Source organism: Streptomyces flavotricini (assembly GCF_020639365.1).
Lineage (GTDB): Bacteria > Actinomycetota > Actinomycetes > Streptomycetales > Streptomycetaceae > Streptomyces > Streptomyces flavotricini.
The window spans coordinates 404,116-429,812 of sequence record NZ_JAINUL010000001.1; the positions used below are offsets into that span (position 1 = coordinate 404,116).

Annotated in this window: 23 protein-coding genes, 1 tRNA gene and 1 pseudogene; 14 read left to right on the top strand and 11 right to left on the bottom strand. The window is 71.8% G+C overall.

What is annotated here, in order from left to right; all coding sequences use genetic code 11:
• Window positions 1-10: 10 nt before the first annotated feature.
• Both K7B10_RS02120 and K7B10_RS02125 read right to left on the bottom strand, forming a co-directional pair.
• The gene (locus K7B10_RS02120; RefSeq protein ID WP_229334240.1) at window positions 11-1,360 is read right to left on the bottom strand and encodes a lipase family protein; all 1,350 of its coding nucleotides are present in this window, start codon (window positions 1,358-1,360) and stop codon (window positions 11-13) included.
• Between the two features lie 377 nt (window positions 1,361-1,737).
• Window positions 1,738-2,244 (bottom strand): MarR family winged helix-turn-helix transcriptional regulator, encoded by a 507-nt coding sequence (locus tag K7B10_RS02125; protein ID WP_229334241.1) that lies wholly within the window; start codon window positions 2,242-2,244, stop codon window positions 1,738-1,740.
• A 143-nt stretch (window positions 2,245-2,387) separates the two neighbouring features.
• Here K7B10_RS02125 and K7B10_RS02130 point away from each other — a divergent pair, with 143 nt between their 5' ends.
• Window positions 2,388-3,662 carry an MFS transporter gene (locus K7B10_RS02130; RefSeq protein WP_229334242.1) on the top strand — a complete coding sequence of 425 codons (1,275 nt, stop codon included), beginning with the start codon at window positions 2,388-2,390 and terminating at the stop codon, window positions 3,660-3,662.
• A gap of 130 nt (window positions 3,663-3,792) precedes the next feature.
• Here K7B10_RS02130 and K7B10_RS02135 read toward each other — a convergent pair whose 3' ends face one another.
• On the bottom strand, window positions 3,793-4,161 hold the full coding sequence (locus K7B10_RS02135) for a winged helix-turn-helix transcriptional regulator (RefSeq protein WP_229334243.1): 369 nt from the start codon (window positions 4,159-4,161) through the stop codon (window positions 3,793-3,795).
• Between the two features lie 91 nt (window positions 4,162-4,252).
• Between K7B10_RS02135 and K7B10_RS02140 the strand changes: the two genes are divergently transcribed.
• Window positions 4,253-5,092 (top strand): SDR family oxidoreductase, encoded by an 840-nt coding sequence (locus tag K7B10_RS02140; protein WP_229334244.1) that lies wholly within the window; start codon window positions 4,253-4,255, stop codon window positions 5,090-5,092.
• A gap of 29 nt (window positions 5,093-5,121) precedes the next feature.
• Here K7B10_RS02140 and K7B10_RS02145 read toward each other — a convergent pair whose 3' ends face one another.
• Window positions 5,122-6,759: a carboxylesterase/lipase family protein gene (locus K7B10_RS02145; protein WP_229334245.1), complete on the bottom strand. Its 1,638-nt coding sequence runs from the start codon at window positions 6,757-6,759 to the stop codon at window positions 5,122-5,124.
• Between the two features lie 200 nt (window positions 6,760-6,959).
• Here K7B10_RS02145 and K7B10_RS02150 point away from each other — a divergent pair, with 200 nt between their 5' ends.
• Together K7B10_RS02150 and K7B10_RS02155 are read left to right on the top strand one after the other, a co-directional pair.
• Entirely contained in the window at window positions 6,960-7,931 is a 972-nt protein-coding gene (locus K7B10_RS02150; RefSeq protein WP_229344702.1) for a helix-turn-helix domain-containing protein, read from the top strand.
• Window positions 7,932-8,011: 80 nt separating this feature from the next.
• Complete coding sequence (locus tag K7B10_RS02155; protein ID WP_229334246.1) at window positions 8,012-8,203, top strand: hypothetical protein; 192 nt, start codon at window positions 8,012-8,014, stop codon at window positions 8,201-8,203.
• A 33-nt stretch (window positions 8,204-8,236) separates the two neighbouring features.
• On the opposite strand, the gene K7B10_RS02160 is transcribed toward K7B10_RS02155, so the two are convergent.
• Window positions 8,237-9,082 (bottom strand): SDR family oxidoreductase, encoded by an 846-nt coding sequence (locus tag K7B10_RS02160; RefSeq protein WP_229334247.1) that lies wholly within the window; start codon window positions 9,080-9,082, stop codon window positions 8,237-8,239.
• Between the two features lie 193 nt (window positions 9,083-9,275).
• The gene (locus tag K7B10_RS02165; RefSeq protein WP_037883320.1) at window positions 9,276-9,491 is read right to left on the bottom strand and encodes a hypothetical protein; all 216 of its coding nucleotides are present in this window, start codon (window positions 9,489-9,491) and stop codon (window positions 9,276-9,278) included.
• A gap of 406 nt (window positions 9,492-9,897) precedes the next feature.
• Between K7B10_RS02165 and K7B10_RS02170 the strand changes: the two genes are divergently transcribed.
• The 4 genes from K7B10_RS02170 to K7B10_RS02185 all read left to right on the top strand — a co-directional run bounded on the left by K7B10_RS02170 (window position 9,898) and on the right by K7B10_RS02185 (window position 12,740).
• On the top strand, window positions 9,898-11,406 hold the full coding sequence (locus K7B10_RS02170; RefSeq protein WP_229334248.1) for a DUF4246 domain-containing protein: 1,509 nt from the start codon (window positions 9,898-9,900) through the stop codon (window positions 11,404-11,406).
• A gap of 291 nt (window positions 11,407-11,697) precedes the next feature.
• On the top strand, window positions 11,698-12,171 hold the full coding sequence (locus tag K7B10_RS02175) for a CAP domain-containing protein (RefSeq protein WP_229334249.1): 474 nt from the start codon (window positions 11,698-11,700) through the stop codon (window positions 12,169-12,171).
• A gap of 166 nt (window positions 12,172-12,337) precedes the next feature.
• Window positions 12,338-12,411: transfer RNA gene (locus K7B10_RS02180), tRNA-Met, on the top strand.
• A 173-nt stretch (window positions 12,412-12,584) separates the two neighbouring features.
• Window positions 12,585-12,740, top strand: a complete 156-nt coding sequence (locus tag K7B10_RS02185) for a DUF6131 family protein (RefSeq protein WP_229334250.1) — start codon at window positions 12,585-12,587, stop codon at window positions 12,738-12,740.
• A gap of 154 nt (window positions 12,741-12,894) precedes the next feature.
• Here the strand turns inward: K7B10_RS02185 and K7B10_RS02190 are convergent, their stop codons facing one another.
• From K7B10_RS02190 to K7B10_RS02205, 4 genes are all read right to left on the bottom strand, one after another.
• Window positions 12,895-13,329 carry a VOC family protein gene (locus K7B10_RS02190; protein WP_229334251.1) on the bottom strand — a complete coding sequence of 145 codons (435 nt, stop codon included), beginning with the start codon at window positions 13,327-13,329 and terminating at the stop codon, window positions 12,895-12,897.
• 109 nt (window positions 13,330-13,438) lie between these two features.
• Window positions 13,439-13,822 (bottom strand): hypothetical protein, encoded by a 384-nt coding sequence (locus K7B10_RS02195; protein ID WP_229334252.1) that lies wholly within the window; start codon window positions 13,820-13,822, stop codon window positions 13,439-13,441.
• 330 nt (window positions 13,823-14,152) lie between these two features.
• Entirely contained in the window at window positions 14,153-14,350 is a 198-nt protein-coding gene (locus K7B10_RS02200; protein ID WP_229334253.1) for a CsbD family protein, read from the bottom strand.
• A 111-nt stretch (window positions 14,351-14,461) separates the two neighbouring features.
• Entirely contained in the window at window positions 14,462-14,668 is a 207-nt protein-coding gene (locus tag K7B10_RS02205; RefSeq protein ID WP_229344704.1) for a hydrophobic protein, read from the bottom strand.
• Window positions 14,669-14,888: 220 nt separating this feature from the next.
• On the opposite strand from K7B10_RS02205, the gene gnd reads away from it, so the two are divergent.
• From gnd to K7B10_RS02225, 4 genes are read left to right on the top strand one after another with little or no spacing between them, the layout of a single operon-like run.
• On the top strand, window positions 14,889-15,932 hold the full coding sequence (gene gnd / locus K7B10_RS02210) for a phosphogluconate dehydrogenase (NAD(+)-dependent, decarboxylating) (RefSeq protein ID WP_372481352.1): 1,044 nt from the start codon (window positions 14,889-14,891) through the stop codon (window positions 15,930-15,932).
• An 11-nt stretch (window positions 15,933-15,943) separates the two neighbouring features.
• On the top strand, window positions 15,944-17,434 hold the full coding sequence (gene zwf / locus K7B10_RS02215) for a glucose-6-phosphate dehydrogenase (protein ID WP_229334254.1): 1,491 nt from the start codon (window positions 15,944-15,946) through the stop codon (window positions 17,432-17,434).
• Between the two features lie 8 nt (window positions 17,435-17,442).
• Window positions 17,443-18,186, top strand: coding sequence for a beta-phosphoglucomutase family hydrolase (locus tag K7B10_RS02220; protein WP_229334255.1), 744 nt, complete (start codon window positions 17,443-17,445; stop codon window positions 18,184-18,186).
• Window positions 18,183-20,585, top strand: coding sequence for a glycoside hydrolase family 65 protein (locus K7B10_RS02225; protein WP_229334256.1), 2,403 nt, complete (start codon window positions 18,183-18,185; stop codon window positions 20,583-20,585). Before K7B10_RS02220 ends, K7B10_RS02225 begins: the two co-directional genes overlap by 4 nt.
• Window positions 20,586-20,624: 39 nt before the next feature.
• Here K7B10_RS02225 and K7B10_RS02230 read toward each other — a convergent pair whose 3' ends face one another.
• Entirely contained in the window at window positions 20,625-21,305 is a 681-nt protein-coding gene (locus K7B10_RS02230) for a PAS domain-containing protein (protein ID WP_229344709.1), read from the bottom strand.
• A gap of 155 nt (window positions 21,306-21,460) precedes the next feature.
• Here K7B10_RS02230 and K7B10_RS02235 point away from each other — a divergent pair, with 155 nt between their 5' ends.
• Both K7B10_RS02235 and K7B10_RS02240 read left to right on the top strand, forming a co-directional pair.
• Window positions 21,461-24,721, top strand: coding sequence for a bifunctional cytochrome P450/NADPH--P450 reductase (locus tag K7B10_RS02235; protein ID WP_229334257.1), 3,261 nt, complete (start codon window positions 21,461-21,463; stop codon window positions 24,719-24,721).
• 345 nt (window positions 24,722-25,066) lie between these two features.
• Window positions 25,067-25,641 (top strand): annotated as a pseudogene (locus tag K7B10_RS02240) (hypothetical protein); the annotation flags it as partial.
• Between the last annotated feature and the right edge of the window lie 56 nt (window positions 25,642-25,697).

Below are 25,697 nucleotides of genomic sequence, written 5' to 3' on the forward strand. Positions count from 1 at the left end.
TCCATCACGGTCACGGCGTGACGGTCGGCTTCTGCGGCTCCAGCGAGTTGCCGGCGGGGATCCTGCCGCAACTGGTGGGTGCGGTCCGGCCCGCGAAGCGGTCGTCCAGCCAGGCCATCGCGCGCGGCGCCCAGTACGGCATGGCGCCCACATGGCTGAGCAGGCCGTACTGCTCGTACGCGATCGAGCCGTTGCCGTTGGCGCAGTACTGCCGGGCCAGCGCCCGCACGTCCCCGGCGACCATGACGCCGTCCCCCGTGCCGATGCCCGGCGGGGTGTTGAACGTGCCTTCGAGCCAGCCCGCGTTGCCCTGCCCGATGAACCCCGGGATGGTCGGGGTGGCGGCCTGGCCCAGATTGATCCTGTTGACCGCCTCGACGAAGGAGGGAATGGAGTTCGGGTCCTTGTACTCCGGTTTCGCCATGTCCTTCCAGGTCATCCCCGGGTGATGGCCCAGCGCGTCGACGATCGAGCCGCGTTCGAGCTCCTTGACGACCGCGAGACCCTTCGCGCTCAGGTACGGGGTCAGATCGATGCCGTACGAACGCGAGACGCCGATGACGGCCATCGGGATCACCCCGTTCCACGCCAGCGCGCCGTCGACGTACGTGAGGTTGTGCGCGGGGGCGACGAGCAGCCCGCCCTCGGCGAAGCCGACCAGCTGCCTGTTCACCTCGGGCGCGTACGCGGGGGCGAGGGCCGAGGTCCAGTTGGTGGCGATGGCCCCGCCCGAGTAGCCGAACAGGCCGATCCTCGTACCCGCGTGCAGGCCGGTCTCCGGGGCGCGGCCGGCGGCGCGGATCGAGTCCAGCGTGTTCGTGCCGTATTCCGGACCGGCCGCGAAGTCGGCGTTCTGGCCTTCGGTGTCCGGGATGACCAGGTCGTAGCCCTTGGCCAACAGCGGTGCCAGGATGAGGGATTCGGCGTTCGCGATGACGCCGCCGAGGGAAACGTCACCGGCGATGGCACGGGAGGGCCCGTCCTCCGGGCTGAGGGAATCGTAGAACGACTGGTACGACACCGCCTTGCTGCCGTCGCCGTGGGGGCTGCGGACCACGGTGGTCACGTTGGCCGAGGGCCTGCCCTGGGCGTCGGTCGTGCGGTAGAGCAATTGGACGGCCTTCAGCGGTGTCGGGATCCCGAAGACGTGGTAGTTCAGCGTGCGCTTCTTCAGAACGTCGCCCGGCCGGTACGAGGCCAGCGGCTTGCCGCCGTCGTAGCGGTAGAACGGGTCGGCCGTCGCGCCGGCCACCCGTGCGCCCGCAGCGGGTGCGGCTGACGCCGACGGTGCCGCGGCGACGCCGGCACCGACGGCAGTCACGATGGCGGCAGACAGCACAGCCGTGGTTCTCCGGTTCATTACTCCCCCGTACGTCGAGCCGCAGTGGCTTTACCTGGCGGTAACTTACTGGAGGTAACGCCGTTTTCCATAGGCGCGTCACCTTGATTTCCGGAGTCCATCCGACCGGGGGCCGCACGACTGCGCGGCGGGACGTCACGCAGTCGCAGGCGCCCGGGGTGCGCGCTTGCCGGACCACCCTCCCCGACAGCGGGAGGGGCGAAACCGGCCACATCGGGCGGAAGAGGGGCCGACGGGGCGGCGGCCGGCGCGCGCCCGCTGCGCGGAGGGGAGGATTCCAACTGGCCTCCGCACACGACGTCTTCGCAGATCAGGGGTGGTGCGTACGTGGCGTGGCCGGATCTGTGGGGGCGACCTGACACAACGCCCGAAGGGCCCTAGCCGATCGAGGTGTCCCCGTGGGATTCCAGGAGGGTACGCAGCGCCGAAGCCACCGCGTCGCAGGTGTCGCGGTCCAGGGGAGCGAGGAGGGAGGCGAAGTGCTGCAGATGCTCCGCCATCACCTTCTCCGCGACCTCACGACCGTGGTCGGTCAGGCGAACACGGACCGAGCGGCGGTCCTGGCCGTCACGGATCCGCTCGACCAGCCCCTTGACCTCCATCCGGTCGATGCGGTTGGTGATGGCTCCCGAGGTGACCATCGCGGCCGGGATGAGCGCCCCGGCGGTGAGGGTGTACGGCGGGCCCGAACGCCGCAGCGTCGTCAGGATGTCCAGCTCGCCGACCTCCAGGTCGCGTTCGGCCACGAAGGCCTTGAGCTGCTTCTCGATGATGCGGTTCATCCGCTGGATCCGGGCCAGGACCTCGATGGGCCACAGCTCGTCCGTCAGGTCGGGCCGCTGCGCCGCCCACTGGCCGACGATCACGTCCACCGCGTCACTCATCAGGTCTCCGTCCGTCTCGCTCGCTCGTGCCGGATCCAGCATAACCGAATGCCTCAACGTTAAGAGACTTGACGTTCAGGGGCTTGCGGTGCTTTTATTTCAACGTTGAGATTGTTAACCTTCAGATTGATTGGAGCGGCGCCATGACCACCGCGCCCGCAGGCACAGACACCGGCATCCGTGCCGGGACCGGCACGTCCGCCACCCGCACACCGGGAGCCCCGGCCGCCCCCGGCCGCCCAGCGGCCCGCGGACCCGTCCCCGCCTTCTGGCTCGCGCTGCTCGCCACTCCCATCGCCGCCGGGGCCAACGCCCCGGTCCTGATCCTGCCGGACATGGCCCACTCGCTCGGGGTGTCCACCTCCACCGCGTCGTGGCTGGTCTCCGCGTTCGCCTGGGCCATGGCCGTCGGCACCCCGCTGCTCGCCGGACTCCTGCGCCGCACCGGCCTGCGGCCCATACTGCGCCTCGCCTCCGCGCTCGTCATCGTCGGCACCCTGCTCGTCGCAGTCTCCCCCTGGCTCCCGCTCACCCTGGCCGGCCGGGCCGCCCAGGCCGCGGGGGGTGCGGGACTCGTCGCGGCCGCGATGAGCCTGGCCGGCACGGCCCGCCGGATGGGTGTCATCAGCGCCGGGTTCGGCATGCTCGGGGCGGCCGGCCCGCTCCTCGGCGAACAGCTCGCGCACGCCGCCTCGTGGCGGCTGTCCCTCTCCGTGTCGGTGGTCGCGGTGCTCGCGGTGCCGGCCGTGCTCCGGTACGCCGGGGCCATCACGCCCTCGGCCGACCGCTTCGACGGCCGCGGCGCCGCCCTGCTGACCGTGCTGGCCACCGCCCTGGTCACCCTCCCCCACGCCCCGTCGGCCGCACTCGGCGCGGCCCTCGTCGCCGCCGTCCTGCTCGCCCTGCACATCCGCCGCCGCCCCGAGGGGTTCGTCCCGGCCACCCTGCTGCGCACACCGGTCTTCCTGACCTCGGGACTGCTGGCGCTCGTCCTGTCGGGGTCGTACTTCACCCTGCTCTTCGCGGTGCCGCGGCTGCTCGGCGACCGGGCCGGCTGGGACACCGGCTCCGCCGCGGCCGGCCAGCTCGTCGCGCTGCTCGTCGGATCGGCCCTGTCCTGGCTGCTCGCCGCGGCCTCGGCCCGGATGGGCCGCCCGGCCGTACTGGCCGTCCTGATCGGCGTCGGGGCACTGGCCGCTGCCGCCGCGGCCTTCTCCGGCTGGGGCCCGCTCCTGCTGGCGGCCACCGTCGGCGGGGTCTTCGCCGCCACCGGCGCCAACGCCTGCCTCTCGATGCACGCCGCGGCCGGCGCCCCCGAGCACCAGCGGCCCACCGCCATCGGCCTGTTCGCCCTCTGCTACCAGCTCGGCGGCGCCTTCGGCCCGGCGATCGCGGCGGCCCTGGTCCTCGGTTCCTGACGCGGCGTTTGACCTGCGACTGCCCCGCGCACCGGTTCACCGGTGCGCGGGGCAGAGCTGTGAAGCCTTCGGCGCTCTCGGGCACCGGTCAGGCCGGATGCGCCGCACGGCCGGCGAACACGGCCTCGGCCTAGCGGCCGTCCGGGGACAGCCGTCGGGTGATCCGGTCGAAGAGGTCCGTGAGCGGCTCGCCGATGTCCCGGCCGAACTCGGTCAGCCCGTAGGTGACCTGAGGCGGCGTCGTCGGCTCGACCTTCCGCCAGACCAGGCCGTCCTCGACGAGCGCACGCAGGGTCTGGGCGAGCATCTTCTCGCTGATGCCCCGGATGCTCTCGCGCAACTCGTAAAACCGGAGGTCGTTGCTCCGCAAGGAGATCAACACCCAGATCCCCCACCTGCTGGTCACGTGGTCGACCACGTCGCGCGCGGGGCAGTCCGTGTGAAACACGTCATACCGATCGCCCGGCTCGGTCCGTGTGAACTGCACGCTTCCCGCCATGTGATGAGCTTACCTTCAGGTACGTCCTTACTGAAAGTAAGCCCGCCTCCTAGCGTGGACCTCGTCGAGTACGGCGAACAAGGAGCGGATCATGATCGTGGTGACCGGGGCGACCGGCAATGTGGGACGGCCGTTGACGCGGGCGCTGGCCGAGGCGGGCCGGCAGGTGACGGCGGTGTCGCGGCACGCGGCAGCAGCACCGGACGGTGTCCGTCACGTGGTGGCCGACCTGAGCGAGCCGGCCGGCCTCGAGCCCGCGCTGGCCGGGGCGAAGGCGCTCTTCCTCCTGCTCTCCGGCGACTTGCACGCCACAGGGGCCAGGCCGGCCGACATCATCGACCGGGCCGCGGCCGGCGGGGTCCGCCGGGTCGTCCTGCTCTCCTCGCAGGGCGTGGCGACCAGGCCCTTCGGCACGACGCGCCTCGCGATACGGGCGGTGGAGGACTCACTGCGGGACTCCGGCATGGACTGGGCGATCCTGCGGCCGGGCGGCTTCGCCTCCAACGCCCTGTGGTGGGCCGAGTCCGTCCGCACGCGGCGGGTCGTCGCCGCGCCCTTCGGCGACGTCGGACTGCCGATCATCGACCCGGCGGACATCGCCGAGGTCGCGGCGGCCTGCCTTCTGGACGACCGGCACACCGGCGGCGTGTACGAGCTGACAGGCCCGGAGTTGATCACGCCGCGCGGGCAGGCGGATGCCATCGCCGCCGCGCTGGGGTCGCCGGTGCGGTTTGACGACCTCACCCGCGGCGAGGCCAAGGCCGCCATGACCCGGAGCCTGCCTGCCGAACTCGCCGACGACACCCTGGACATCCTCGGGTCCCCGAACCCGGCCGAACTGCGCGTCAGCCCGGACGTGCAGCGGATCCTCGGCCGGGCCCCGCGCCCCTTCGCCGACTGGGCCGCCCGCAACCTCGCCGCGTTCCGCTGAGAGCCGCCTTCCGCCGGGCGGGTTGCCGGTCACCGAGGCAGGCTGCCCCAGAACGAGCAGTGGTGAGCGGACTCCACGTCGACGGGCCGGATTCCGCCCGGTCCGGGAGCCAGAGACTGCACCGACCTCACGTCAGGTGACGAAGGGCGCAGGACGGGCCAGGCCGGGGCCCCGGGGCTGTTCGGGTCTCCGGTGCGCGCGAAGTGCGTCCAGTATCCGGCCATCCGGTCGGACAGAGCGCGTTGGGCGTCGCTCAGCGGCTTCTCCGTGGGGAAGGGGGCGAACAGGAACGGCATCTCGAAGCCGTGTGCCGCGCCGTAGGGGAATCCCGGGTTCGCCGGCAGGCCGGCGAGGACGGGAGCGTCCGGATCGTTGAACTCGTAGCCGTAGAGCGGGAGTCCGGGGGCGTGATCGGACATGGCCCGGGCTGACGCCAGTGTGGTGCACGTGAGGGATCGATCGGTCAGCACCGCGGCCCAGGCCAGTGCGGGTGTCGGGTGGTGCGCCGCCGGATACTCCGCCTCGACGGCCGGGGCCGCGGGCCCGAAGGCGTCCATCAGGCGGGCGCGGTAGTCGCTCGCGGTGCGGATCGGGAACGCGGCGAGCGACAGCCCGACGAACATCCGCATCTCATCGTGGTTGGTGCCCAGCATGACCGGCACCCGGTGGAAGCGTCCCGACGTCAACGCCAGGTCCGGCGCCACCGGAAGCAGCGCGTTGCCGAAGGCGGGCCGGTTGAAGGACTGCATCAGCTGCGCGGTGGCGAGTCGTCCGGTGCTCTGCCCGCGCAGGCACAGCAGCACTTCGTCCCCGCTCCCCGTTGCGCAGCCCAGCTGCCGGGCGGCTTCCGTACCGGCCGCTTGGACATCACTCTGGGATGCGAACGGCTCGTACGCCGGCGTTCCGGGCCCGAGAGCACCGCGCGGAAAGGACATGAGGCAGGAACCACTCTGGAGGACGGCCCGCTGGAAGAGGCCGACGGCCGTCGGCGAGGTGAGGTGCGCACAGATGCCGAGGGCACCCGCGGACTCCCCGAACAGCGTGACGTTGGCCGGATCGCCGCCGAAGCGCCCGGCGTTCGACCGCACCCACCGCAGGGCCGCCTGCTGGTCGGCCAGGCCGAACGGTGGGGCGGAGCCCAACCCGGGGTGGCCGAAGTAACCGAAGATCCCCAAGCGGTAGTTGACCGTGACCACGACCGCGTCCCCCCGGAGCGCCAGTTGTTCGGCCTGGTAGTCACTGCCGGAACCGCCCAGGAACGCACCGCCGTGCATCCACACCAGCACGGGCCGCTTCGATCCGGCCGTCTTCGGGGTCGGCGTCGTGACGTTGAGGTAGAGGCAGTCTTCGGACCCGCTGACGGCGCCCGCACCCGGTGTCGGCATCTGCACGCAGCGCTGCGCGGCCGTCGTCGCGTCCCGCACACCGTGCCAGGTGGTGGAGGGCACCGGGGCCCGCCAGCGCAGTGGTCCGGTCGGCGGCGCGGCGTAGGGAATGCCGAGGAAGGTGGCGTACGAGCCGTGTGACACGCCGCGTACCAGGCCGTGGTCGGTACGTACGACGGTGCCGTTCGGTCCTGCGGTGTACGGAGAACCGTGCGATGTGGCGGTCGCCGGTACGGCGGTGGCCGTGAGCAGGGCCAGGGCGCAGAGCAAGGGGAGGAGCACCGCACGGAGGCCGTGGCGTCGCCATGGACGCTGTGCTGTCGTGGTCGGGGACATGCGTATCCACCGTTCTTGGCCGGAGGGGACCGTACGCGGGCGCGACGCCGGCCAGGACGGAACGCCTGCCGGTATCGCCCCCCGTCGCTGCGGTCGGTCCTCAGTACGCTAGGACCTCCCCCACGCAGGAGATTCAACAGACTGTGATGCACGACACATGGACCATTGGCGAGCTCGCGGCCGGTACGGGGGTGCCGGTGAAGACCCTCCGCTACTACTCCGACAGCGGTCTGCTGCCCGTGGCCGGACGCAGCACCGGCGGTCATCGGCGCTACGGTCCCGACGCGTGGGAGCGCATCCGCCTCATCAGGCGCCTACGGGCGCTGAACACTCCGATCGCGACCATCACCCAGGTGGTCACCGGTGAGTGCTCGCTCGGCGAACTGGTGTCGACCGAGCTCGAAGCGGTGCAGGAACGGCTGACCGAACTGCGGTGGCGCCAGGCCACGCTCATGTCCCTCGACGACTGCACGAGCGAGGAACGGCTCCGGCGCCTGGAGATCCTCTCGCGCGTGCAGAAGCTCCCCGAGGCGCATCGCAGCCTCACCGCTCACTGGTATCGCGAACTGTCCCCGACCATGCCCGGGCACCGGCTCGACATCATGGTCGCCATGCTGTCCCCCGGCCCTCCGCAGGATCCCGGTCCCGCGTCGGCCCTGGCCTATGCCGAGCTCCATCTGCTCGTCGCCACGCCCAGCTTCACCCGCTGGACCCAGGACCACGACGAAGAGATGAGGGACGCCCCGGCCTTCTACGGGGAAATCGACGAAGTGGCCGCCCTGACTGCCGCCGCGGTGGCCCAGGGTCTGCCGCCGGGGCCGGGAGACGCGGTGAACGCGTTCGTATCCGCCCATGCACGAGCTCGGCGGGAGTCGGACACCCCCGCGTTCCGCGCGTACCTGCACGGGCTGGTGTCCAGGTCTTCCGGCTTCGACCCCCGCCTGGAGCGCTATTGGGCCCTGGTCGGCACGGCGACGGGCGGACGCGTGCTGAACATGACGGTGGCTCATCGATGGCTGACCGAGGGACTGTCGATGTCGATGTCCCCCGAACCCGTTCACGTCCAGGGTCTCCACACGCGCCCGTCGGCGCCGGTGCCGGACGAGATCCACGAATAGTCACCCTCCGCGTTTAGGTGGCGGGTATTTGGTAACAAGGAGTAGTGACGGCAAGTCAATACCCGGCGAAAGGCAGGAACATGAACCTCGTAGCCGTACTCATCCTCGTCGTGGCCCTCGTCCTCGTCGGTCTTCTGATCGTGGCCCCGAGCGCCACCGTCCGGCGCAACCCCTTCCCCGGCCGCCGAGCGCGCGCAGACCATCGCCGCTCGGCCGCTCCCCGGTCGACCCGGGTTCCCGGTCAGCGGGACGTCTGGCACCACGCGCGCTGACCCCGGGGTGGACTGCCGCCCTCGCCCCCGCGGTCAGGCCGGCGGCGGGGGCGGGGGCGGGCCCTGTGCGAGGATCCGGGCCGCGGCGAACTCCTCGCGGGAGGCCTGTTCGGCCAGGTCCAGGTAGCCGTACGCGTCGTCGCCGACCGGGATCCGCAGCGGTGTCGGGCCCTGGGCCGCGACGATGCCGAGAACCCGCGCGGCGAAGTCCTCGGGGCGCCCCGTCTCGGGGTTTTCCGCGAGACCTCGGGCACCCTCGAGCATCTCGCGGTTGGTCACGTCGTAGACCGGGATCCGGTGCTGCGCCTGCGCCATGGACGTGCCGTAGCGCGTGGCGAACATGCCCGGTTCCACCACCGTGACCCGGATGTTGTGCGGTGCGGCCTCGATGGCCAACGCCTGGCTCATGCCCTCCAGCGCGTGCTTCCCGGCGACGTAGGCGCCCATCCCCGGGAACGCGATCCGGCCGACCACGGAGGAGATGTTGACGACGTGGCCGTGGCCCTGGGCCCGCATCAGCGGCAGGACGAGCCGCGTGAGCCGCCACGGGCCCACGACCAGGGTCTCCAACTGATCGCGCAGCTCGGCGTCCGACACCTCCTCCACCGCGCCGAAGAGTCCGATGCCCGCGTTGTTGACGAGGATGTCGATGCCGCCGAGACGGTCGGCGGCTCTGCGGACGGCTTCCTCGCAGGAAGCGGCGTCCCGCAGTTCGAGCGGGATCGGGACGATGCGGCCGGGCCAGGCGGCGGCGAGGCCCTCCAGGTCGGCGGTCTTGCGGGCGGTGACGGCCAGTTCGTCCCCGGCCCGGGCCGCGGCCGAGGCCAGCGCGCGTCCGAGGCCGGAGGAGCATCCCGTGAGCAGCCAGCGTCGTCCCATCGTTACCCCCGTGACGAGCGAGTGTTCCGAACCGTGGTGGTGACGGTCATGGTGGTGGCGCGGGGGCCCGCGGTCATCCCTCCCTGCGGGGGCGTGCAGAGGCGCGCGAGCGCACGTACGGGCGCGCGGGGCACGGGCTGCCCGCGCCGCGACGGGGCCACGGCGCGACCGCGGCGGCCCGGCGCTCGACCGGTCAGACGGATTCGGTCGCGAAGAGCTCCAGGTGGCCGCAGTGCGGGCAGCGGTACGCCTCGATGCGCCGCCGGGGCCTGCCCAGCCGTTTGGCACCGCCGAACAGGCCGCGTTCCAGCGGCCCGGCGATCCAGCGCGCGTACCCCCGCGCTCCCTCCCCGGCGTCCTCGACGAAACCCGGCTCCAGGCCGACGCCACCGCAGTACGTACATCTCATCGCTTCCACGGGGCGAGTGTATGAAGCGGACCGCCCGCCCCCGCGCTCTGTTCCCCGGTGGAAGGGGGCCGGAATGGGGTGGACCGACGAGGGGGACGACGCCGTGGATCCGGTCACGCCGGCCGGCATCACCGCCGGGAGGTGGTTGCCCGCTCCCCCGGCGGCCAGGCTGCGGGCCAGCGCCTCCCACGGCCGCCGTGGTGCGGGCGTCGTGCCGCGAGGTGAGCGCGAACCGCAACGGGAGCCGGTCGGCAGGTCGGCAACCATGCTCGAAGCGCAGGCCCGCACCGACTGCGCCGAGAGCCCCTCAGGTCGCCGTCGGCCGCCGGGGACGACCACGGCTGCGGTGTCAGACCGCTGAAGTATCCTTCCCGCCACCGCACACCGACTCGGAGGACCAAGAGAATTGTCCGGCCTGTCTGCTTTCCCATTGCCCTTTCATGCATCCCGTTCCATATCTTTCGCGACTCCCCGAACGCTGCGGGAACTCCAGATGATGCAGTGCAGCTCGCATATCCGGGCGAAGCCGGGCTGGTTCGACAAGATGAACGACGCCGACGTCGTCGCCAGGTGGACACGGGAAGCGGTCGCCCAGGGCCTCACCGAAGCACAGGTTCGGTACGTGCTCGCCGAACTCGCGCATTACGCCGCGCTGCGGGACGGACGAACCGGCATCGAGGTGTCCGGCGTCGACGGGGTGTGGCAGTCGGACACGCTGGTCGGCGACGGGCTCAGGTCCCGGCTGAGCCAGGCGGTTCAGGTTCTGGAACAGGTCCCCGAAGCGGAACGGGACTGGCATCCCGGCTCCGACGGCCAGGTACTGGATCTGGTCCACCCCTCGCTGTTCTGCTTGGTGAGAGAGGTGAGCGGCGCGCCCGAGCGGGCTTGGCACAATCCGACGGACCGCTATTCGAAGTACGAGTTCTCGGAGAAGTTCCAGTGGCTGCCGACGGACGTGGACGTCAGTGACGACGGCGATGTCGCCTTCCGTTCGTACGTCAACAACGTCCACCCCGACGTACACGGCGAGCTCGCCTCCGTCCTCCCGGACGTGTTCGCGCGCATGCTCCCCCTGCTGGAGAACGTGCTCACCGATCTGCGCCATCCGCGGCCCTTGCGCATCAAGGCCGATCCTTACGGCTGGTACGACTCGAAGCCGGAGTATCCGAGCAAGTCGTCGTACGGCGATGACGGGGCCTACGCGGAGGCCCTCAGTGCGTGGGAACAGGCCCAGGACGACTGGTGGGAGAACCGGTGCCCGGTCATCCCGGACGCCCCGGCCTTCACCCCGCCCGGGCTGCCCGACGCTTCCGCCCGAGTCGATCTGCGCGGCCGCCGCCTCCAGGTCATCGTGAAACTCGCCACCATTCACCTCACCCCGGACAACCCCGAGTACACAGGCGGTTCCTGGCACGTCGAGGGGATGATGAACGAGCGGATCGTCTCGACCGGCATCTATTACTGGGACAGCGAGAACATCACCGAAAGCCGGCTGAGCTTCCGGGCTGCACTCGACGACCCGGACTACGAGCAGAACGACGACAACGGCATGCGCGAGGTCTACGGCTTGGAGGACGAGGACGCGCTGAACCAGGTGCTGGGCTCGACATCGACCCCGGCGGGCCGTTGCCTGGCGTTCCCGAACATCCTGCAGCACCGAGTCGGACCGTTCCGCCTCACGGACACGACCCGCCCGGGGCATCGCAAGATTCTCGCGTTCTTCCTGGTCGACCCGTCGGAGAAGATCGTCTCGACCTCCGATGTACCGCCGCAGCAACCATGGTCCGACACCTCGACCATGACGCTCGAACAGGCCAAGACCTACCGCGAACAGCTCATGCAGGAACGCAAGTTCTTCGTCGACGAACACAACGAGCAGCTGTACGAACGGGAATTCTCCCTCTGCGAGCACTGAGTTCCGCGCACTGCCACGTGTGCGATCTCGTTCGCCTTCGCCCGGTGTCCGTCCCCCCAGCCCCGGTCGCCACCTCCGTCACCCGGACATACGCTGGCCGTAGGGGAGGCGGCCACCGGCCGCCCTCATCAGAACACCGCGTTGCCGATGGCTCAGTCACCATCGCGCCCGCCGGCCGTGTTGCCCCCTTTCATGACCGTTGACCGTCGTGAACCGCGCCGGCACTCCCCGCAATTTCCGTGCGACCAGGGAGTCGCCATGACAAGACTTTCTCGTACACGCCGTCGAGCCGTGGCCATTGCGGCAACGCTGATGGCCGGAGGAATGGTGTGGGGGGCGGGCCAGGCGGCGTCCGCCGCCGTCTCGGCCAACGTTCCCGCCGAGGTCAGCCCGGCCGATCAGGCGGCCCTGCTGAGCGACACCAATGCGATACGCCAGACGGAAGGCGCGCCACCCATCACGTGGGACGCGGCTCTCGCCTCGGGCTCGCAGGCATGGGCCGACAACCCCGCTTCACACGCCGATGGGCTCGCGCACGACGACAGCTTCAACAACGGCGCCGAGAACATGTCGAGCGTCGGGCCGTCCCAGGCCGTATCGCAGTGGGCCGGAGAGAAGGCCGCCTATGACGCGGCCGGCCCGAACTGGAACACGGATGACCCCAGCTACAGGAACTGGGGCCACTACTGGAACATGGTCCAGAAGAACTACACGAAGATGGGGTGCGGTGCCACGGCCGGCGTGACCGTCTGCCGCTACGCCTGACCGGATCCTGAGACCACGGGCGGCGCCGGGCAGGCGTGGCACGCGGTGATGGTTACGCAGGGCTTCCGGATCGCCACCGAACGATTGCGGCCGCGCCCGGCACGCGGACCGCCGGGAAATTCCGTCGAACACGGGCCGGGCGATGCCGTAGGGTGGGGTTCACCGACGCGGGGTGGAGCAGCTCGGTAGCTCGCTGGGCTCATAACCCAGAGGTCGCAGGTTCAAATCCTGTCCCCGCTACTATCCGGAAGGGCCCGGATCCTCAAAGGATCCGGGCCCTTCTGCCGTACCAGGGCACCTGTGACGGGGGCCCGCAGATCAGTCGGTCCGTTTGCCCCGGCCGGAGAGGCGTGAACCGGCTCAGGAGTGGTAGACGCAGGGCGTCCGCGCCTCGGCGGACATGGGAGGTTCTCATGATTGTCCTCGGCGTTATTCTGCTGATCCTCGGCTTCGTCTTCGGGATATCCATCCTGTGGACGATCGGCCTGATTCTCCTCCTGGTGGGTCTGGTCCTGTGGGTGCTCGGTGCCCTGGGGCACGCGGTCGGAGGCCGACGGCACTATTGGTGACGCCCGGGGCACCGGGCCGTCCGCGCACCCGGCGACGTGAAGCAGCGCCATGATCCACCGATCGACAACCGTTTCGACCCGCCGGTGCACACCGGCGGGTCGGAGCGTTCACGGCCGACGAACCCCGCACCGCACCCGCGTGGTGCCCGCCGATCTATCCCAGGGGTCCGGTGGAGCCGTCCGGGGCGAGGTCTTCGCCGACCGCGGCGAGCACGAAGGCGTGACCGGCCGGGTCGGCGTACCGGCGCCAGGTGGTGCGGCTGCCCGGCGCGCCGCCGTCGTCCTCCGCGGCCACCGGGCGGGCGCCGAGGGCCACGGCCTCGCGCTCGGCCTCATCGAGGTGTCGCGCCCCGACGAGCATGTGCACGTGGGCCTGTTGGGACCCCTCCGGGAGCGGCCAGCTCGGCGGAACGTGGTCCGGATCGCGGCGGACTCCGAGTACGACGCCGGTGCGGCCGGTGACGAGGAGGAGCTCCTCGTCACCCGGGGCAGGTCCCGTGGTGCCACCGAGCAGTTCGGCGTAGAAACGTGCCAGCAGCTCGGGCTCGGCTGCGTCCAGGACGAGAACGGTTGTCTTGGGTACGGTCATGCACCCCGTTTGCCCTGTGTCGCCGCCCGTACACGGCACGTGCCCGCAGTCGCCGGACCGGACGGGCCCTGGACGACGTGAACCGGGAACCGGCTGTTCCGCCCGATCGTCAGGAGCGGGAGCGGACGCGCAGTTCGATCTCCGTTTCCTGGTCACCCGACACGGCTCCCATGTCCTCGACGGTGAAGAGCGCGGCGAGCGCGGCCCGCACGTGCTCCACCGCACGAGGACTTCCTTGGAGGGTGACTTTGACGGCGTCCTTCAGCCGAACGGGGGCCGCCCGGTCCTCCGCCGGTTCCGTCGGCTTCGCCGCGTCGAGGGTCGCGCTCCACACGGTCGCGGCCTGACCACCCTGCACCGCGCCGCCCGCCCCGGCGTCTGCGGGGAAGGAGCGCTCCAGCAGGCCGAGGACGGCGCGCGCGTCCTCCTCGGAGCAGTCGCCGGCCGCCACCAACACTTCGGCCACCGGGTTGTCCTTGTCATGGCTGTCCATCGAGAACCTCTCTCCTGCCGTGCAGCTCGGTGCGGAGCCCGGGAACAGGGACGTCGCGCGGGCCGCGGCCGAGCGCATCGGGGTCGCCCCTGGAGGCGGCGCCTCCACGCTCACACAGGGAACCGGGCCCCGCATCATCTGCCTCACGGAGGGTGCGCCCCCGAGCCTCGCCGACGCGGCGGGCGCGATGCCGGGCGGGGCGGGGTCAGGCGGGATCCGGGAGGGCGACGAACCAAGGGCCCGGGGACGGAGTGCGGCCCCGCGACGCCGAGGCGTCGGGGGCCGCGTCCTGGCCGCCCGTGAGCCCTGAGGGGGCTCACGGGGGTGGCGTCAAGTCCTGTCGCGCTTGTCGCTCAGGGAGTCCCTGACTCCGCGAGCGCGCTCCTCGGTCTCGCTCAGGGCTTCCTTCGCCTTGCCCTTGGCCTGGTCGGTCTTTCCCTCGGCCTTCATCCGGTCGTTGCCGGTGACCTTGCCGACCGCCTCCTTGGCCTTGCCCTTTGCCTGATCCATCTTTCCCTTGTCAGCCATGACGCACTCCTTTGGTGTGGGGATCCCAACTGGGCCCAAACTAGATGAAAACGGATGATTGCGCGCAGTGGAGCCCGGCAACCGTCCAACGGGCTTCCGCCTTCGCCGTGGCTACCAGCGGTACCAGCGGCCACCACCGCCTGCCGGGCGGGCCACGAAGCCGATGAGCCAGAGCACCAGTACCGCGATCGCGACCCACCACAGGACCTGGACCGCGAAACCCGCTCCGAAGAGGACCAGGACGAGCAGAAGGACGAGCAACAGGGGAACCATCGTTTCCACCTCCGACAGCCGTCTGCCCTGTCGTCCTCCCGGCATGCGCATGGATTCGCGATCCTCCGGATGCCCCGAGACCACCGACAGGGCCGAGTGGCGGAGTTCCGGGTGCCGGGGCCGGGGTGGGCGGGCACAGTGGGCGCGGAGGGGGGAGGCGGCGCGGCGGTGCCGTGCACGCGGGACGGCGCGTACTGCGCGGCGCGGGCTCGCGAGCTCGCGGCCACGCCGGGTACGCCGGGTACGGAGAGACGGGAGCACGGCGATGACATCGGACGCACCCATGCAGCTCGGCATGGTCGGACTCGGCCGGATGGGTGCCAACCTGGTGCGCCGGCTCATGCAGGACGGCCACCGGTGCGTCGTCAACGACGTCAGCCCCGATGCCGTACGGGCGCTGGAGGAGGAGGGCGCGACACCGGCCTTCTCGCTGGAAGAGCTCGTCCAGCGGCTGGAACGCCCCCGCGCCGTGTGGCTGATGGTGCCGGCGGGCGTGGTCCAGGAGACCCTGGACCGGCTGGTCGGGCTCCTGGACCCCGACGACACGGTCATCGACGGCGGCAACTCCTACTACCGGGACGACATCGCCCGGGCCCGGGCCCTCGCCGATCGCGGCATCCACTACGTCGACTGCGGCACCTCGGGCGGCGTCTGGGGCCTGGAACGCGGCTACTGCCTGATGATCGGCGGCGAGCGGGGCCCCGTGGAACGGCTCGGCCCCCTCTTGCGCACCATCGCGCCCGGCACCGGCAGCGCCGAGCCCACCCCCAGCCGGACCCGGACCGACGGCACCGCCCCGCACGGCTACCTCCACTGCGGGCCCAGCGGCGCCGGCCACTTCGTCAAGATGGTCCACAACGGCGTGGAGTACGGGATGATGGCCGCCATCGCCGAGGGCCTCGCCATCATCAGGCACGCCGACGCCGGCCTGCGCACGCGTACCGCCGACGCCGAGACCGCTCCCCTGTCAGATCCCGAGGCCTACCAGTACGAGATCGACGTGGCCGAAGTCGCCGAGGTGTGGCGCCGCGGGTCCGTCGTCGGCTCGTGGCTGGTCGACCTCACCGCCGACGCCCTGGCCCGCTCCCCTCGGCTCGACGACTTCTCGGGCCGCGTGTCCGACTCCGGCGAAGGGCGCTGGACCGTGCTGGCGGCCATCGAGGAGAGCGTGCCCGCCCCGGTGATCAGCGCTTCCCTCTACGAGCGCTACGAGTCCAGGGGCCTGGGCGAGTTCACCGCCAAGGTGCTGTCCGCGATGCGCAGCGAGTTCGGCGGCCACGCCGAGAAGCGCCCCGGCGCGGACGCGTGAGGGGGCCCGCCGTGGACAGGGATTCCGACGCTTCCCGGCCCCAGCCCCAGGCCCAGCCCGGACCGCGCCCCGCGGACCACGTCGTCGTGCTCTTCGGCGCGACGGGCGACCTCGCCCGGCGCAAACTCCTGCCGGGCCTCTTCCACCTCGCCAAGGCGGGGCTCCTGCCCCAGCGCTACCGCATCGTCGGTTCGGCCCCGGCGGCCGAGGCCCTGAGCGACGAGCAGTTCCGCGCCCACGCGCGCGAGGCCGTGGCCGAGTTCGGCCGCTCGAGCCCCGAGGGCCCCGCGTGGCAGGAGTTCGAGGCCTCCCTGTCCTTCGGCGCGGCCGACACGGGCGCGACGGAGCCGCTGGTGACGGCGGTGCGTGAGGCCGAGCGGGCCGTCGGCGGCACTCCGCGCCGGTTGTTCCACCTCGCCGTCCCGCCCGTGGCGTTCACTTCCGTCATCGAGCTGCTCGGGGCCACGGGGCTGGCCCAGGACGCGCGCGTCATCGTCGAGAAGCCCTTCGGAACGGACCTCGCGTCCGCCCGCGCGCTCAACTCGGCCGTCCAGGCCGTCTTCGACGAGTCCCGGGTGTTCCGCATCGACCACTTCCTCGGCAAGGAGGCGGTGGACAACATCCTCGCCCTGCGGTTCGCCAACGGTCTCTTCGAACCGCTCTGGAACCGCGAGCACATCAGCCACGTGCAGATCGACGTGCCCGAGCGGATCGACATCCAGGGCCGCGCCCACTTCTTCGAGGGCACCGGAACCTTCCGCGACATGGTCGTCACGCACCTGTTCCAGCTGCTCGGATTCGTGGCGATGGAGCCGCCGGTCGCCCTCGAAGCGCAACCGCTCCGGGACGAGCAGGTCAAGGTCTTCCGCAGCATGCGGCCCCTGGACCCCGCCCACGTCGTACGCGGCCAGTACAGCGGCTACCGCGCCGAGCCGGGGGTCGATCCGGCCTCGGACACCGAGACCTTCGTCGCGCTGCGCGTCGACATCGACAACTGGCGCTGGGCCGGCGTGCCCTTCCACCTGCGCTCGGGCAAGGCGCTGGCCGAGGGCCGGCACGTCGTCACCCTCGGCCTGCGCGAGCCGGTGCTGGGCATGTTCCCCCTGGACGCCCGGGAGGCGGCGGACGGCCGCGCCAACGAGCTCGTCATCGACTTCGCCGACCCCGGCTCCATCACCGCCCGCTTCCTCGCCAAGGAGCCCGGCCCCACCATGCAGCTCGCGGAAGCCGACATGGTCTTCGGCTACCAGAGCTCCTTCACCACCGACTACGCCCTGGAGGCGTACGAGCACCTGATCCTGCAGGCCATGCTCGGAGACCAGTCCCTCTTCACCCGGTCCGACGGCATCGAACGCCTGTGGGAAGTCGCCGCGCCGTTGCTGGACGCGCCTCCACCAGTCGTCCCGTACGACCCCGGATCATGGGGACCCGAGGCCATCGCCTCCCTCGTCGCCCCCCACCGGTGGCACCTGCCCGAACGCCACCGGCCCACCGGGCGGTGAGTCGACGCATGCTGGGACTTCCCGACCACATCAGCGCCTGCCTCTTCGACCTCGACGGCGTACTCACACGGACCGCGAAGGTCCACGCGGCCGCCTGGAAAGCGATGTTCGACGACTACCTGCGGCAGCGGGCCGGGCGCGACGGTTCGCCCTTCGTGCCGTTCGACGCCGTGCACGACTACGACGCGTACGTGGACGGCCGCCCCCGCGAGGACGGCGTACGCACCTTCCTCGCCTCCCGCGGCATCACGCTGCCCGAGGGCACGGGGAGTGACGGCCCCGGCCGGGAGACGGTCCACGGCCTCGGCACCCGCAAGAACGACCTGGTGCTCCGCGCCATCCGCGAGCAGGGGGTCGAGTCCTACGAGGGCTCCGTGGCCTACGTGCGCGCCGCACGCGACGCGGGGCTGCACCGCGCCGTCGTCTCCTCCAGCGCCAACTGCCGCGACGTGCTGGTCGCGGCCGGCATCGGGGACCTCTTCGAGGACCGTGTCGACGGCATCACCATCGTCGAGCAGGGACTGCGCGGCAAACCCTCCCCCGACAGCTACCTGGCGGCCGCCCGCCTCTTCGGCACCGACCCGGGCGATGCCGCGGTGTTCGAGGACGCACTCGCCGGGGTGGCCGCGGGCAAGGCGGGCGGCTTCGGCTTCGTCGTCGGCGTCGACCGCACCGGTCAGGCGGCCGAACTGCGCGCCCACGGCGCCGATGTCGTCGTCACCGACCTCTCCGAGCTGCTGGAGCGCGGATGATCACTCACGAGAACTTCGCGACCGAGCCCTGGCAGCTGCGCGAGACCGCCCTCGACCTCGACGTCCTCGCGCAGAGCGAATCCGTGTTCGCCCAGTCCAACGGTCATCTCGGCTGGCGCGGCAACCTCGACGAAGGGGAGCCCCACGGCCTGCCGGGCTCCTACCTCAACAGCGTCTACGCGAGCCGGCCGCTCCCCTACGCCGAGGCCGGGTACGGGTATCCGGAGTCGGGGCAGACGACCGTCAACGTCACCGACGGCAAGGTCATCCGGCTGCTCGTCGACGACCACCCCTTCGACCTGCGCTACGGCGAACTCCTCGCGCACGAAAGGGTCCTGGACTTCCGCACCGGTGTCCTGAGCCGGTCCGCGGAGTGGACCACGCCCTCCGGGCGCACCGTACGCCTGACCTCGCACCGCATGGTCTCCCTCGCGCAGCGGGCCGTCGCGGCGATCTCGTACAGCGTCGAGACCGTCAACGGCCCGGCCACCATCGCCGTGCAGTCCGAGCTCGTCGCCAACGAGCAGCTGCCCACCGCGTCCGGCGACCCGCGCATGGCCGCCGCCGTCGAATCCCCGCTGCTCCCCGAGGAGCACTACGCGCACGACACCCGGCTGCGCCTCGTCCACCGTACGGCCACGAGCGGGCAGCGCGTCGCGGTGGCGGCCGACCACATCGTGCGGGGCCCCGCCGGTACGGCCTGGGCCGCCGAGAGCGAACCGGACGTCGCCCGGCTGACCGTGACCGCCACCCTCGAACCCGGACAGCGGCTCGAGCTCGTCAAGTTCGTGGCCTACGGCTGGTCGGCGGAGCGCTCCCTGCCCGCCGTACGCGACCAGGTGGAAGGCGGGCTGGCAGGAGCCCGCACCACGGGATGGCAGGGGCTGCTCGACGCACAGCGGGCCTGCCTGGACGAGTTCTGGTCCTCTGCCGACGTCGAGGTGGAGGGCGACGAAGAGGTCCAGCAGGCGGTCCGGTTCGGCCTCTTCCACCTCTACCAGGCTTCCGCGCGCGGCGAGCGGCGTCCCATCCCTGCCAAGGGCCTCACGGGCACCGGCTACGACGGCCACGCCTTCTGGGACACCGAGTCCTTCGTCCTGCCCGTCCTCACGCACACCGCACCGTACGCCGTCGCCTCCGCGCTCGCCTGGCGGCATTCCACGCTCCCCCGCGCACTGGAGCGCGCCCGTCAACTCGGTCTGGACGGAGCGGCGTTCCCCTGGCGCACGATCAACGGCGACGAGTGCTCGGCCTACTGGCCCGCCGGAACCGTCGCCTTCCACGTCAACGCCGACATCGCCGCGGCCGTAGAGCGGTACGTGTTCGCCACCGGCGACCGGGAGTTCTACCGCGGTCCCGGACTCGACCTGCTGGTGCACACCGCGCGGCTCTGGCGCTCGCTCGGCCACTTCGACGCCGACGGCGCCTTCCACATCGACGGGGTCACCGGTCCCGACGAGTACAGCGCCATCGCACGCGACAACCTCTACACCAACGCCATGGCCCGGCGGAACCTCCGCGCCGCGGCGGACGCCGTATCGCGCCATCCGGACCGGGCCCCGGACCTCGGCGTCGGCGCCGAGGAGGTCGCGGACTGGCGCAACACCGCGGCGCGGACGGCCATCCCCTACAACCAGCGGCTCCAGGTGCACGAGCAGTCGGACGGCTTCACGGACCAGGAGCCCTGGGACTTCGACGGCACCTCCGAGGACCAGTACCCGCTGCTGCTGCACTTCCCGTACTTCGACCTGTACCGCAAGCAGGTCGTCAAGCAGGCGGACCTGGTCCTGGCCATGTTCACGTGCCCGGACGAGTTCACCGCCGAGGAGAAGGCCCGCAACTTCGCCTACTACGAGCAGCTGACGGTCAGGGACTCCTCCCTCTCCGCCTGCTGCCAGGCCGTGCTCGCCGCCGAGACCGGCCACCTGCGCCTCGCCTGGGCCTATACCCGCGAGGCGGCGCTGATGGACCTGGACGACCTCGAACACAACACGCGGGACGGCCTCCACATGGCCTCGCTCGCCGGCACCTGGATCGCCCTGGTCCAGGGCCTCGGCGGGCTGCGCCGCATCCGTCCGGCCCCGGAGACAGCCCCGCAGGACCGGCCGTCCGGGTTCCCGCAGGCCGCGGGAGCGGAGGCACCGGTACGCTTCGCGCCGCGCCTGCCGTCCTCGCTGACCCGGCTGGCCTTCAACATCCGTGTCCAGGAGCGGCGGATCCGCATCGACTTGGGCCGGTCGACGGCCCGCTACGCGCTCCTGTCCGGAGGGCCGCTCACCGTGCTGCATCACGGCACCCGGGTCGCGCTCACCATGGACGCGCCGACGGACCTGCCCGTCCCGCCCGCGCCCGACTCGCCCGAACCCCGCCAGCCCAAGGGCCGCGCGCCCGGCACCTGAGCTGCGCGACAGGGCGCGCGGATGCCGGCCCGGGCCGGCTCAGGCCCGCTCAGGACCGGCCGCGGCCACGCGCGGGGGCCACGCCGCGGGGTCCAGCAGCCCCAGGACGTAGGCGCGGGCGATCAGAGCGGGGCGGTTGGGTACGTCGAGCCTTCGGCAGAGGCGGGTCACGTGGTAGTTGACCCCGTCGACGGTGAGACCCACCTCGCGGGCGATGGCCGATCCCGCCGCCCCCGCCGCGACGAGCGGCAGGATGCGCGCCTCCTGGAGGCTCAGGCCGTCGGCCGGGTCCTCCGGAGGCAGCTCGGACCGGCCTCCGCCCGGTTCCCCGGTCAGCTCCTCGGTCAGCGAGACCAGCAGGCGGGGGACGTCGTCCTGCGGGTCGGAGACCGGTTCGACGGTGACCCGGCCGTGGCGGGCCGTACCCCGGACCTGCCAGGTCACTTCGACCGGGTAGCGGGACCTGCGGCGCGAACGCAGGGCTTCGTCCAGTCTGCGCAGTTGCCGGTCGTTGGTCGGAGTGAGGATGTCGAGGAGCCGGCGCCCTTCCAGTTTTCCGGGTTGGAGCTGCCACGCGGAGGCGAACGCGGGGTTCGCGCCGAGGATCAGGCCGTACGCGTCGCTGATCGCCAGCGCCACGGGCGCCCGGTCGAACAGACTGACGAAACGCGACCGCCAGGCCGTCGCCGCCTCGCCCAACGCCTGCCCTGACGGCTCCATCACGGGCTCCCCCTCTGCCACGGCCGAAGGCCTCCGATCAAGGCCCGGAACGGAAAACACCCCTACAAGAATAGGTAGTCGCCGTACGCCATCGCCCCGGCGGCCGCGTCACCGTGGACACACCACGGCTGACGTGACCAGAAGAGGCAGACGCCATGAATGAATCGCACACCACCGGACCCGGACCCCTCGACGACGCCGCCGCGCACCCGCCGGTCGTCGACGTGAGCGACTCGGGGATGACGAGCACCCCGCTGCAGACGGCCATGGGGCACGCGCGCCGGCTCGGTCCGGTCTTCGTCCAGCGCTTCCACGACCGGGAGACCGTGTTCGTGAGCTCGGCGGCTCTGGTCGAGGAACTCTCCGACGAGCAGCGCTTCGTCAAGGGCATCGGCCCGGCGCTGGAGAACGTGCGCGAGGTCGCCGCCGACGGCCTGTTCACCGCCTACAACGACGAGCCCAACTGGGCGAAGGCGCACGACATCCTGCTCCCTGCCTTCGCCCTCACCTCGATGCGCACCTACCACCCGCACATGCTGCGGGTCGCCAAGCGGCTCATCGGCTCCTGGGACGCCCGGTTCACCGCGGGCACCGACGTTTCGGCCCCGGTGGAGGTCGCCGAGGACATGACCCGGATGACCCTGGACACCATCGGCCTGTCCGGCTTCGGCTACGACTTCGCCTCCTTCGAGCGGGAGCGGGCGCACCCCTTCGTCCAGGCACTCGTCCGGGCCCTCGCCCACAGCCAGGCCAAACTCGGCCGGGTGCCCGGCTCCGACCACACGGCGGAGGACGGGGCTTTCGCCGAGGACGCCGCCTACCTGGCCCGGGTCGTCGACGAGGTGATCGAGCAGCGCAAGGCGTCCGGGGACACCTCCACGGACGATCTGCTGGGCCTGATGCTGGGCTCCCCGCATCCCCGGTCCGGCGAGGTGCTCGACGAGGCGAACATCAGGAACCAGGTGATCACGTTCCTGATCGCGGGCCACGAGACGACCTCGGGCGCGCTGTCGTTCGCGCTGTACCACCTCATGAAGAACCCGGCGGTGCTGCACCTGGCCCAGGCCGAGACCGACGCGCTGTGGGGCGAGGACCCCGACCCCGAGCCCTCCTTCGAGGACGTCGGCAGGCTGCGCTACGTACGGCAGGTCCTGGGCGAGACGCTGCGGCTGTGGCCGACCGCCGCGGCGTTCGCACGCGAGGCGCGCGCCGACACCGTGATCGGCGGCCGATACCCGGTCAGGGCGGGGCAGCGGATGCTGGTGCTGACCCCGATGCTGCACCGCGACCCGGTGTGGGGCGACAACGTCGAGGAGTTCGACCCGGACCGGTTCGCCGCCGAGGCGGAGGCGGCCCGTTCCCCGCACGCGTACAAGCCGTTCGGGACCGGGGAACGCGCCTGCATCGGAAGGCAGTTCGCCCTCCACGAGGCAACGATGCTGCTGGGCATGCTGGTGCACCGCTACCGCTTCCTCGACCACGGGCGGTACGAGCTGCGCATCAAGGAGACGCTCACGCTCAAGCCCGACGGGTTCACGCTGTCCCTGGCCCGGCGTACCCCGGCCGACCGCTCGCGCAACCGTGCGGCCCTCGGGGCGGTCCTCCCGGCCGGCCGCGGGGAAGACGTCGAGGCGCCGACGCCGGGCACCACCCCCACCCGGGCCGTTCCCGGTACGAAGCTGACGCTGCTGCACGGATCCAACTTCGGCACCTGCCGCACGTACGCGGAAGAACTGGCCGAAACGGCAGCGGAACTGGGCTTCGAGGCGCGTGTCGCGCCCCTCGACGCCCACCGTGACGGCGGGCTGCCGACGGACGGGCCGCTGGTCGTCGTCGCGGCTTCGTACAACGGACGGCCCACCGACGACGCGGCCGGGTTCGTCTCCTGGCTGACGCAGGCGGGACCCGGCGCCGCGGAAGGCGCGCGCTACGCCGTCCTGGGCGTCGGGGACCGCAACTGGGCCGCCACCTACCAGCAGGTACCCGCGTTCATCGACGCCCGCCTCGCCTCGGCGGGTGCGGAGCGGCTGATGGACCGAGCCGAGGCCGACGCCTCCGGGGACCTCGCGGGAGCGGTACGCGGCTTCACCGCCGCCCTGCGCCGTTCGCTGCTGGAGCGCTACGGGGACCCGGCGTCCGTGGCCCCCTCCCGGACGGCGGAATCACCCGGCCCGGCGTACGACGTCGCCGAGATCACGGAGGGGCCGCTCGACGCGCTGGCCCGTCGCCACGACCTCCGGCCGATGACGGTGACGCAGACCGGGGACCTCGCCGACCTGGGCCACCCGGCGGGCAGGTCGAAGCGCTTCCTGCGCGTCAGGCTTCCCGAAGGGGTCCGCTACCGCACCGCCGACCACCTCGCCGTCCTCCCGGCCAACGACCCCGACCAGGTGGAGCGGGCGGCCCGGGTCCTGGGCGCCGACCCGGGCACGGTGCTGAACATCCGGGCCCACCGCCCCGGCCGGACCACCCTGCCGCTCGACCGCCCCGTCACCGTGGGCGAGCTGCTCGCCCGGTACGTCGAGCTGCAGGCCCCGGTGTCGGCCGAGCAGGCGGCGGTCCTCGCGGCGCACAACCCGTGCCCGCCGGAGCAGGCCGCGCTGGAACGGATCGCGGCGGAGGCGGCGGGAGCCGACGGAGCCCGCCCGGGTTCCCTCGTGGACCTCGTCGAGGCGCACCCCGCGCTGCGGGGCCGGCTGCCGTGGCCCGTACTGCTGGAACTGCTGGAGCCGATGCGGCTCCGCCACTACTCCATCTCCTCGTCCCCGTCGGCAGGTCCGGAGCGCGCGGACCTGATGATCTCGCTGCTGGAAGCGCCCCACCGCTCCGGCCGGGACGGCGTGTTCCGCGGGGTGGGCTCCTCGTACCTGCACCGGGTGCGTCCCGGCGACACGGTCCTCGCCCGGGTGCAGCCGTGCCGGGAGGACTTCCGCGTGCCGCACGACGAGCGGACCCCGGTCATCATGATCGGCGCGGGTACCGGCCTCGCGCCCTTCCGGGGGGCGATCGCCGACCGTCGCGCGCTGCGTGCGTCGGGAGCCGAACTGGCGCCCGCGCTGTGCTACTTCGGCTGCGACCACCCGGATGTGGACTACCTCCACCGGGCGGAGCTGGAGGACGCCGAGCGCCACGGCGCCGTGTCCATGCGCCCCGCCTTCTCGCTGGCGCCCGAAGGCGAGGTCCGCTTCGTACAGCACCGGATCGAGGCGGAGGGCGAGGAGGTCTGGCGGCTGACCGAGGCGGGCGCCCGCATCCACGTCTGCGGGGACGGCTCCCGCATGGCCCCGGGCGTCCGCGAAGCGTTCCGGCGGCTGTACGTCCGGTACAGCGGGAAGGACGGGTCGACGGCCTCGGAGTGGCTCCAGGGACTGGTGGCTGACGGCCGGTACGTGGAGGACGTCTACGTGGGCGGCTGACGGGCGGCGGCCACCGGGCGCGCTGCGGCCGGAACAAGTGGGGCTCGATCGCGCACTGCTGACGCCCAGGACGTTCGCCCGCGGCGGGGTGACCGGGAAGCCACCGAGGAGTTTGCGTTCCGGCCCTCACCAGGGAATCGCGGCACGCGCGTAGGGGCGGATCACCGATTGCGCCGGGGTGCTGCGGTTTGCCGCTCGGGCGGGGGGCGGGAACCCCACGCTGTGGTCGGCCACAGCACACGCGCCGGACCGTGAGCCGCGAGAGGTCAGGCCGTGGTCGGGGTCGCGCACCGGGCGAGGGCGTCGGACCGAGGGACAGCGGCCGACGGCTGCGCGGGCCGGCCGTCGGCCATCGCCATCGCCGGCTTGGACCGCCTCGTCCAGCGCAACGTCCTGGCGATGAGCGGCCGGGCCGTGGAAACGGCCGGCGAGTGAACACCCTGTTCCTCGACAAGACCGGCACCATCACCACCGGCAACCGCGAGGCCGAACGCCTCGTCTCGCTGCCCGGCGTCGACCACGGCGAGCACGCCGGGCGGTACGGCCTGACGGCGCCCGCGGAACACGAGCGGAGCGACCCGCGCTTCGTCCACTTCAGCGACCGGACCCGGATGAGCGGCACCAACCTGAGCTGGGACAACGGCACCGGCTGCGCCATCCGCAGGGGCCGCGGCCGGTGCCGACGAGTACCTCGCCGAGACCGCTCCCGAGGACGAACTCGCCTTGATCAAACGGGAGCAGGAGGGCGGAAAGCTCGTCGCGATGACGGGCGTCGGGCGACGGGCGTCGGCACGAACGACGCGCCCGCGCCGGCACAGGCGGACGTCGGCGTGGCGATGAACACGGGCACCTCGGCGGCCAACGAGGCCGGGAACATGGTGGATCTCGACTCCAACCCCACCAAGCTCATCGACCTCGTGGTCTGCGCCGTCCCGGGACCCGGATGGTCCCGGCGCACCGGCCGTCCGGGCTGACG

What these genes read in the sequence shown, in the direction of transcription:
- K7B10_RS02160 (WP_229334247.1), bottom strand. Translation starts at nt 9,082, where the DNA reads ATGGGACGACGCTGGCTGCTCACGGGATGCTCCTCCGGCCTCGGACGC.
- K7B10_RS02190 (WP_229334251.1), bottom strand. Translation starts at nt 13,329, where the DNA reads ATGACCGTACCCAAGACAACCGTTCTCGTCCTGGACGCAGCCGAGCCC.
- K7B10_RS02135 (WP_229334243.1), bottom strand. Translation starts at nt 4,161, where the DNA reads ATGGCGGGAAGCGTGCAGTTCACACGGACCGAGCCGGGCGATCGGTAT.
- K7B10_RS02200 (WP_229334253.1), bottom strand. Translation starts at nt 14,350, where the DNA reads ATGGCTGACAAGGGAAAGATGGATCAGGCAAAGGGCAAGGCCAAGGAG.
- K7B10_RS02195 (WP_229334252.1), bottom strand. Translation starts at nt 13,822, where the DNA reads ATGGACAGCCATGACAAGGACAACCCGGTGGCCGAAGTGTTGGTGGCG.
- K7B10_RS02185 (WP_229334250.1), top strand. Translation starts at nt 12,585, where the DNA reads ATGATTGTCCTCGGCGTTATTCTGCTGATCCTCGGCTTCGTCTTCGGG.
- K7B10_RS02235 (WP_229334257.1), top strand. Translation starts at nt 21,461, where the DNA reads ATGAATGAATCGCACACCACCGGACCCGGACCCCTCGACGACGCCGCC.
- K7B10_RS02155 (WP_229334246.1), top strand. Translation starts at nt 8,012, where the DNA reads ATGAACCTCGTAGCCGTACTCATCCTCGTCGTGGCCCTCGTCCTCGTC.
- K7B10_RS02165 (WP_037883320.1), bottom strand. Translation starts at nt 9,491, where the DNA reads ATGAGATGTACGTACTGCGGTGGCGTCGGCCTGGAGCCGGGTTTCGTC.
- K7B10_RS02230 (WP_229344709.1), bottom strand. Translation starts at nt 21,305, where the DNA reads ATGGAGCCGTCAGGGCAGGCGTTGGGCGAGGCGGCGACGGCCTGGCGG.
- K7B10_RS02205 (WP_229344704.1), bottom strand. Translation starts at nt 14,668, where the DNA reads ATGCCGGGAGGACGACAGGGCAGACGGCTGTCGGAGGTGGAAACGATG.
- K7B10_RS02130 (WP_229334242.1), top strand. Translation starts at nt 2,388, where the DNA reads ATGACCACCGCGCCCGCAGGCACAGACACCGGCATCCGTGCCGGGACC.
- gnd (WP_372481352.1), top strand. Translation starts at nt 14,889, where the DNA reads ATGACATCGGACGCACCCATGCAGCTCGGCATGGTCGGACTCGGCCGG.
- K7B10_RS02150 (WP_229344702.1), top strand. Translation starts at nt 6,960, where the DNA reads ATGCACGACACATGGACCATTGGCGAGCTCGCGGCCGGTACGGGGGTG.
- K7B10_RS02140 (WP_229334244.1), top strand. Translation starts at nt 4,253, where the DNA reads ATGATCGTGGTGACCGGGGCGACCGGCAATGTGGGACGGCCGTTGACG.
- K7B10_RS02220 (WP_229334255.1), top strand. Translation starts at nt 17,443, where the DNA reads ATGCTGGGACTTCCCGACCACATCAGCGCCTGCCTCTTCGACCTCGAC.
- K7B10_RS02125 (WP_229334241.1), bottom strand. Translation starts at nt 2,244, where the DNA reads ATGAGTGACGCGGTGGACGTGATCGTCGGCCAGTGGGCGGCGCAGCGG.
- K7B10_RS02225 (WP_229334256.1), top strand. Translation starts at nt 18,183, where the DNA reads ATGATCACTCACGAGAACTTCGCGACCGAGCCCTGGCAGCTGCGCGAG.
- K7B10_RS02120 (WP_229334240.1), bottom strand. Translation starts at nt 1,360, where the DNA reads ATGAACCGGAGAACCACGGCTGTGCTGTCTGCCGCCATCGTGACTGCC.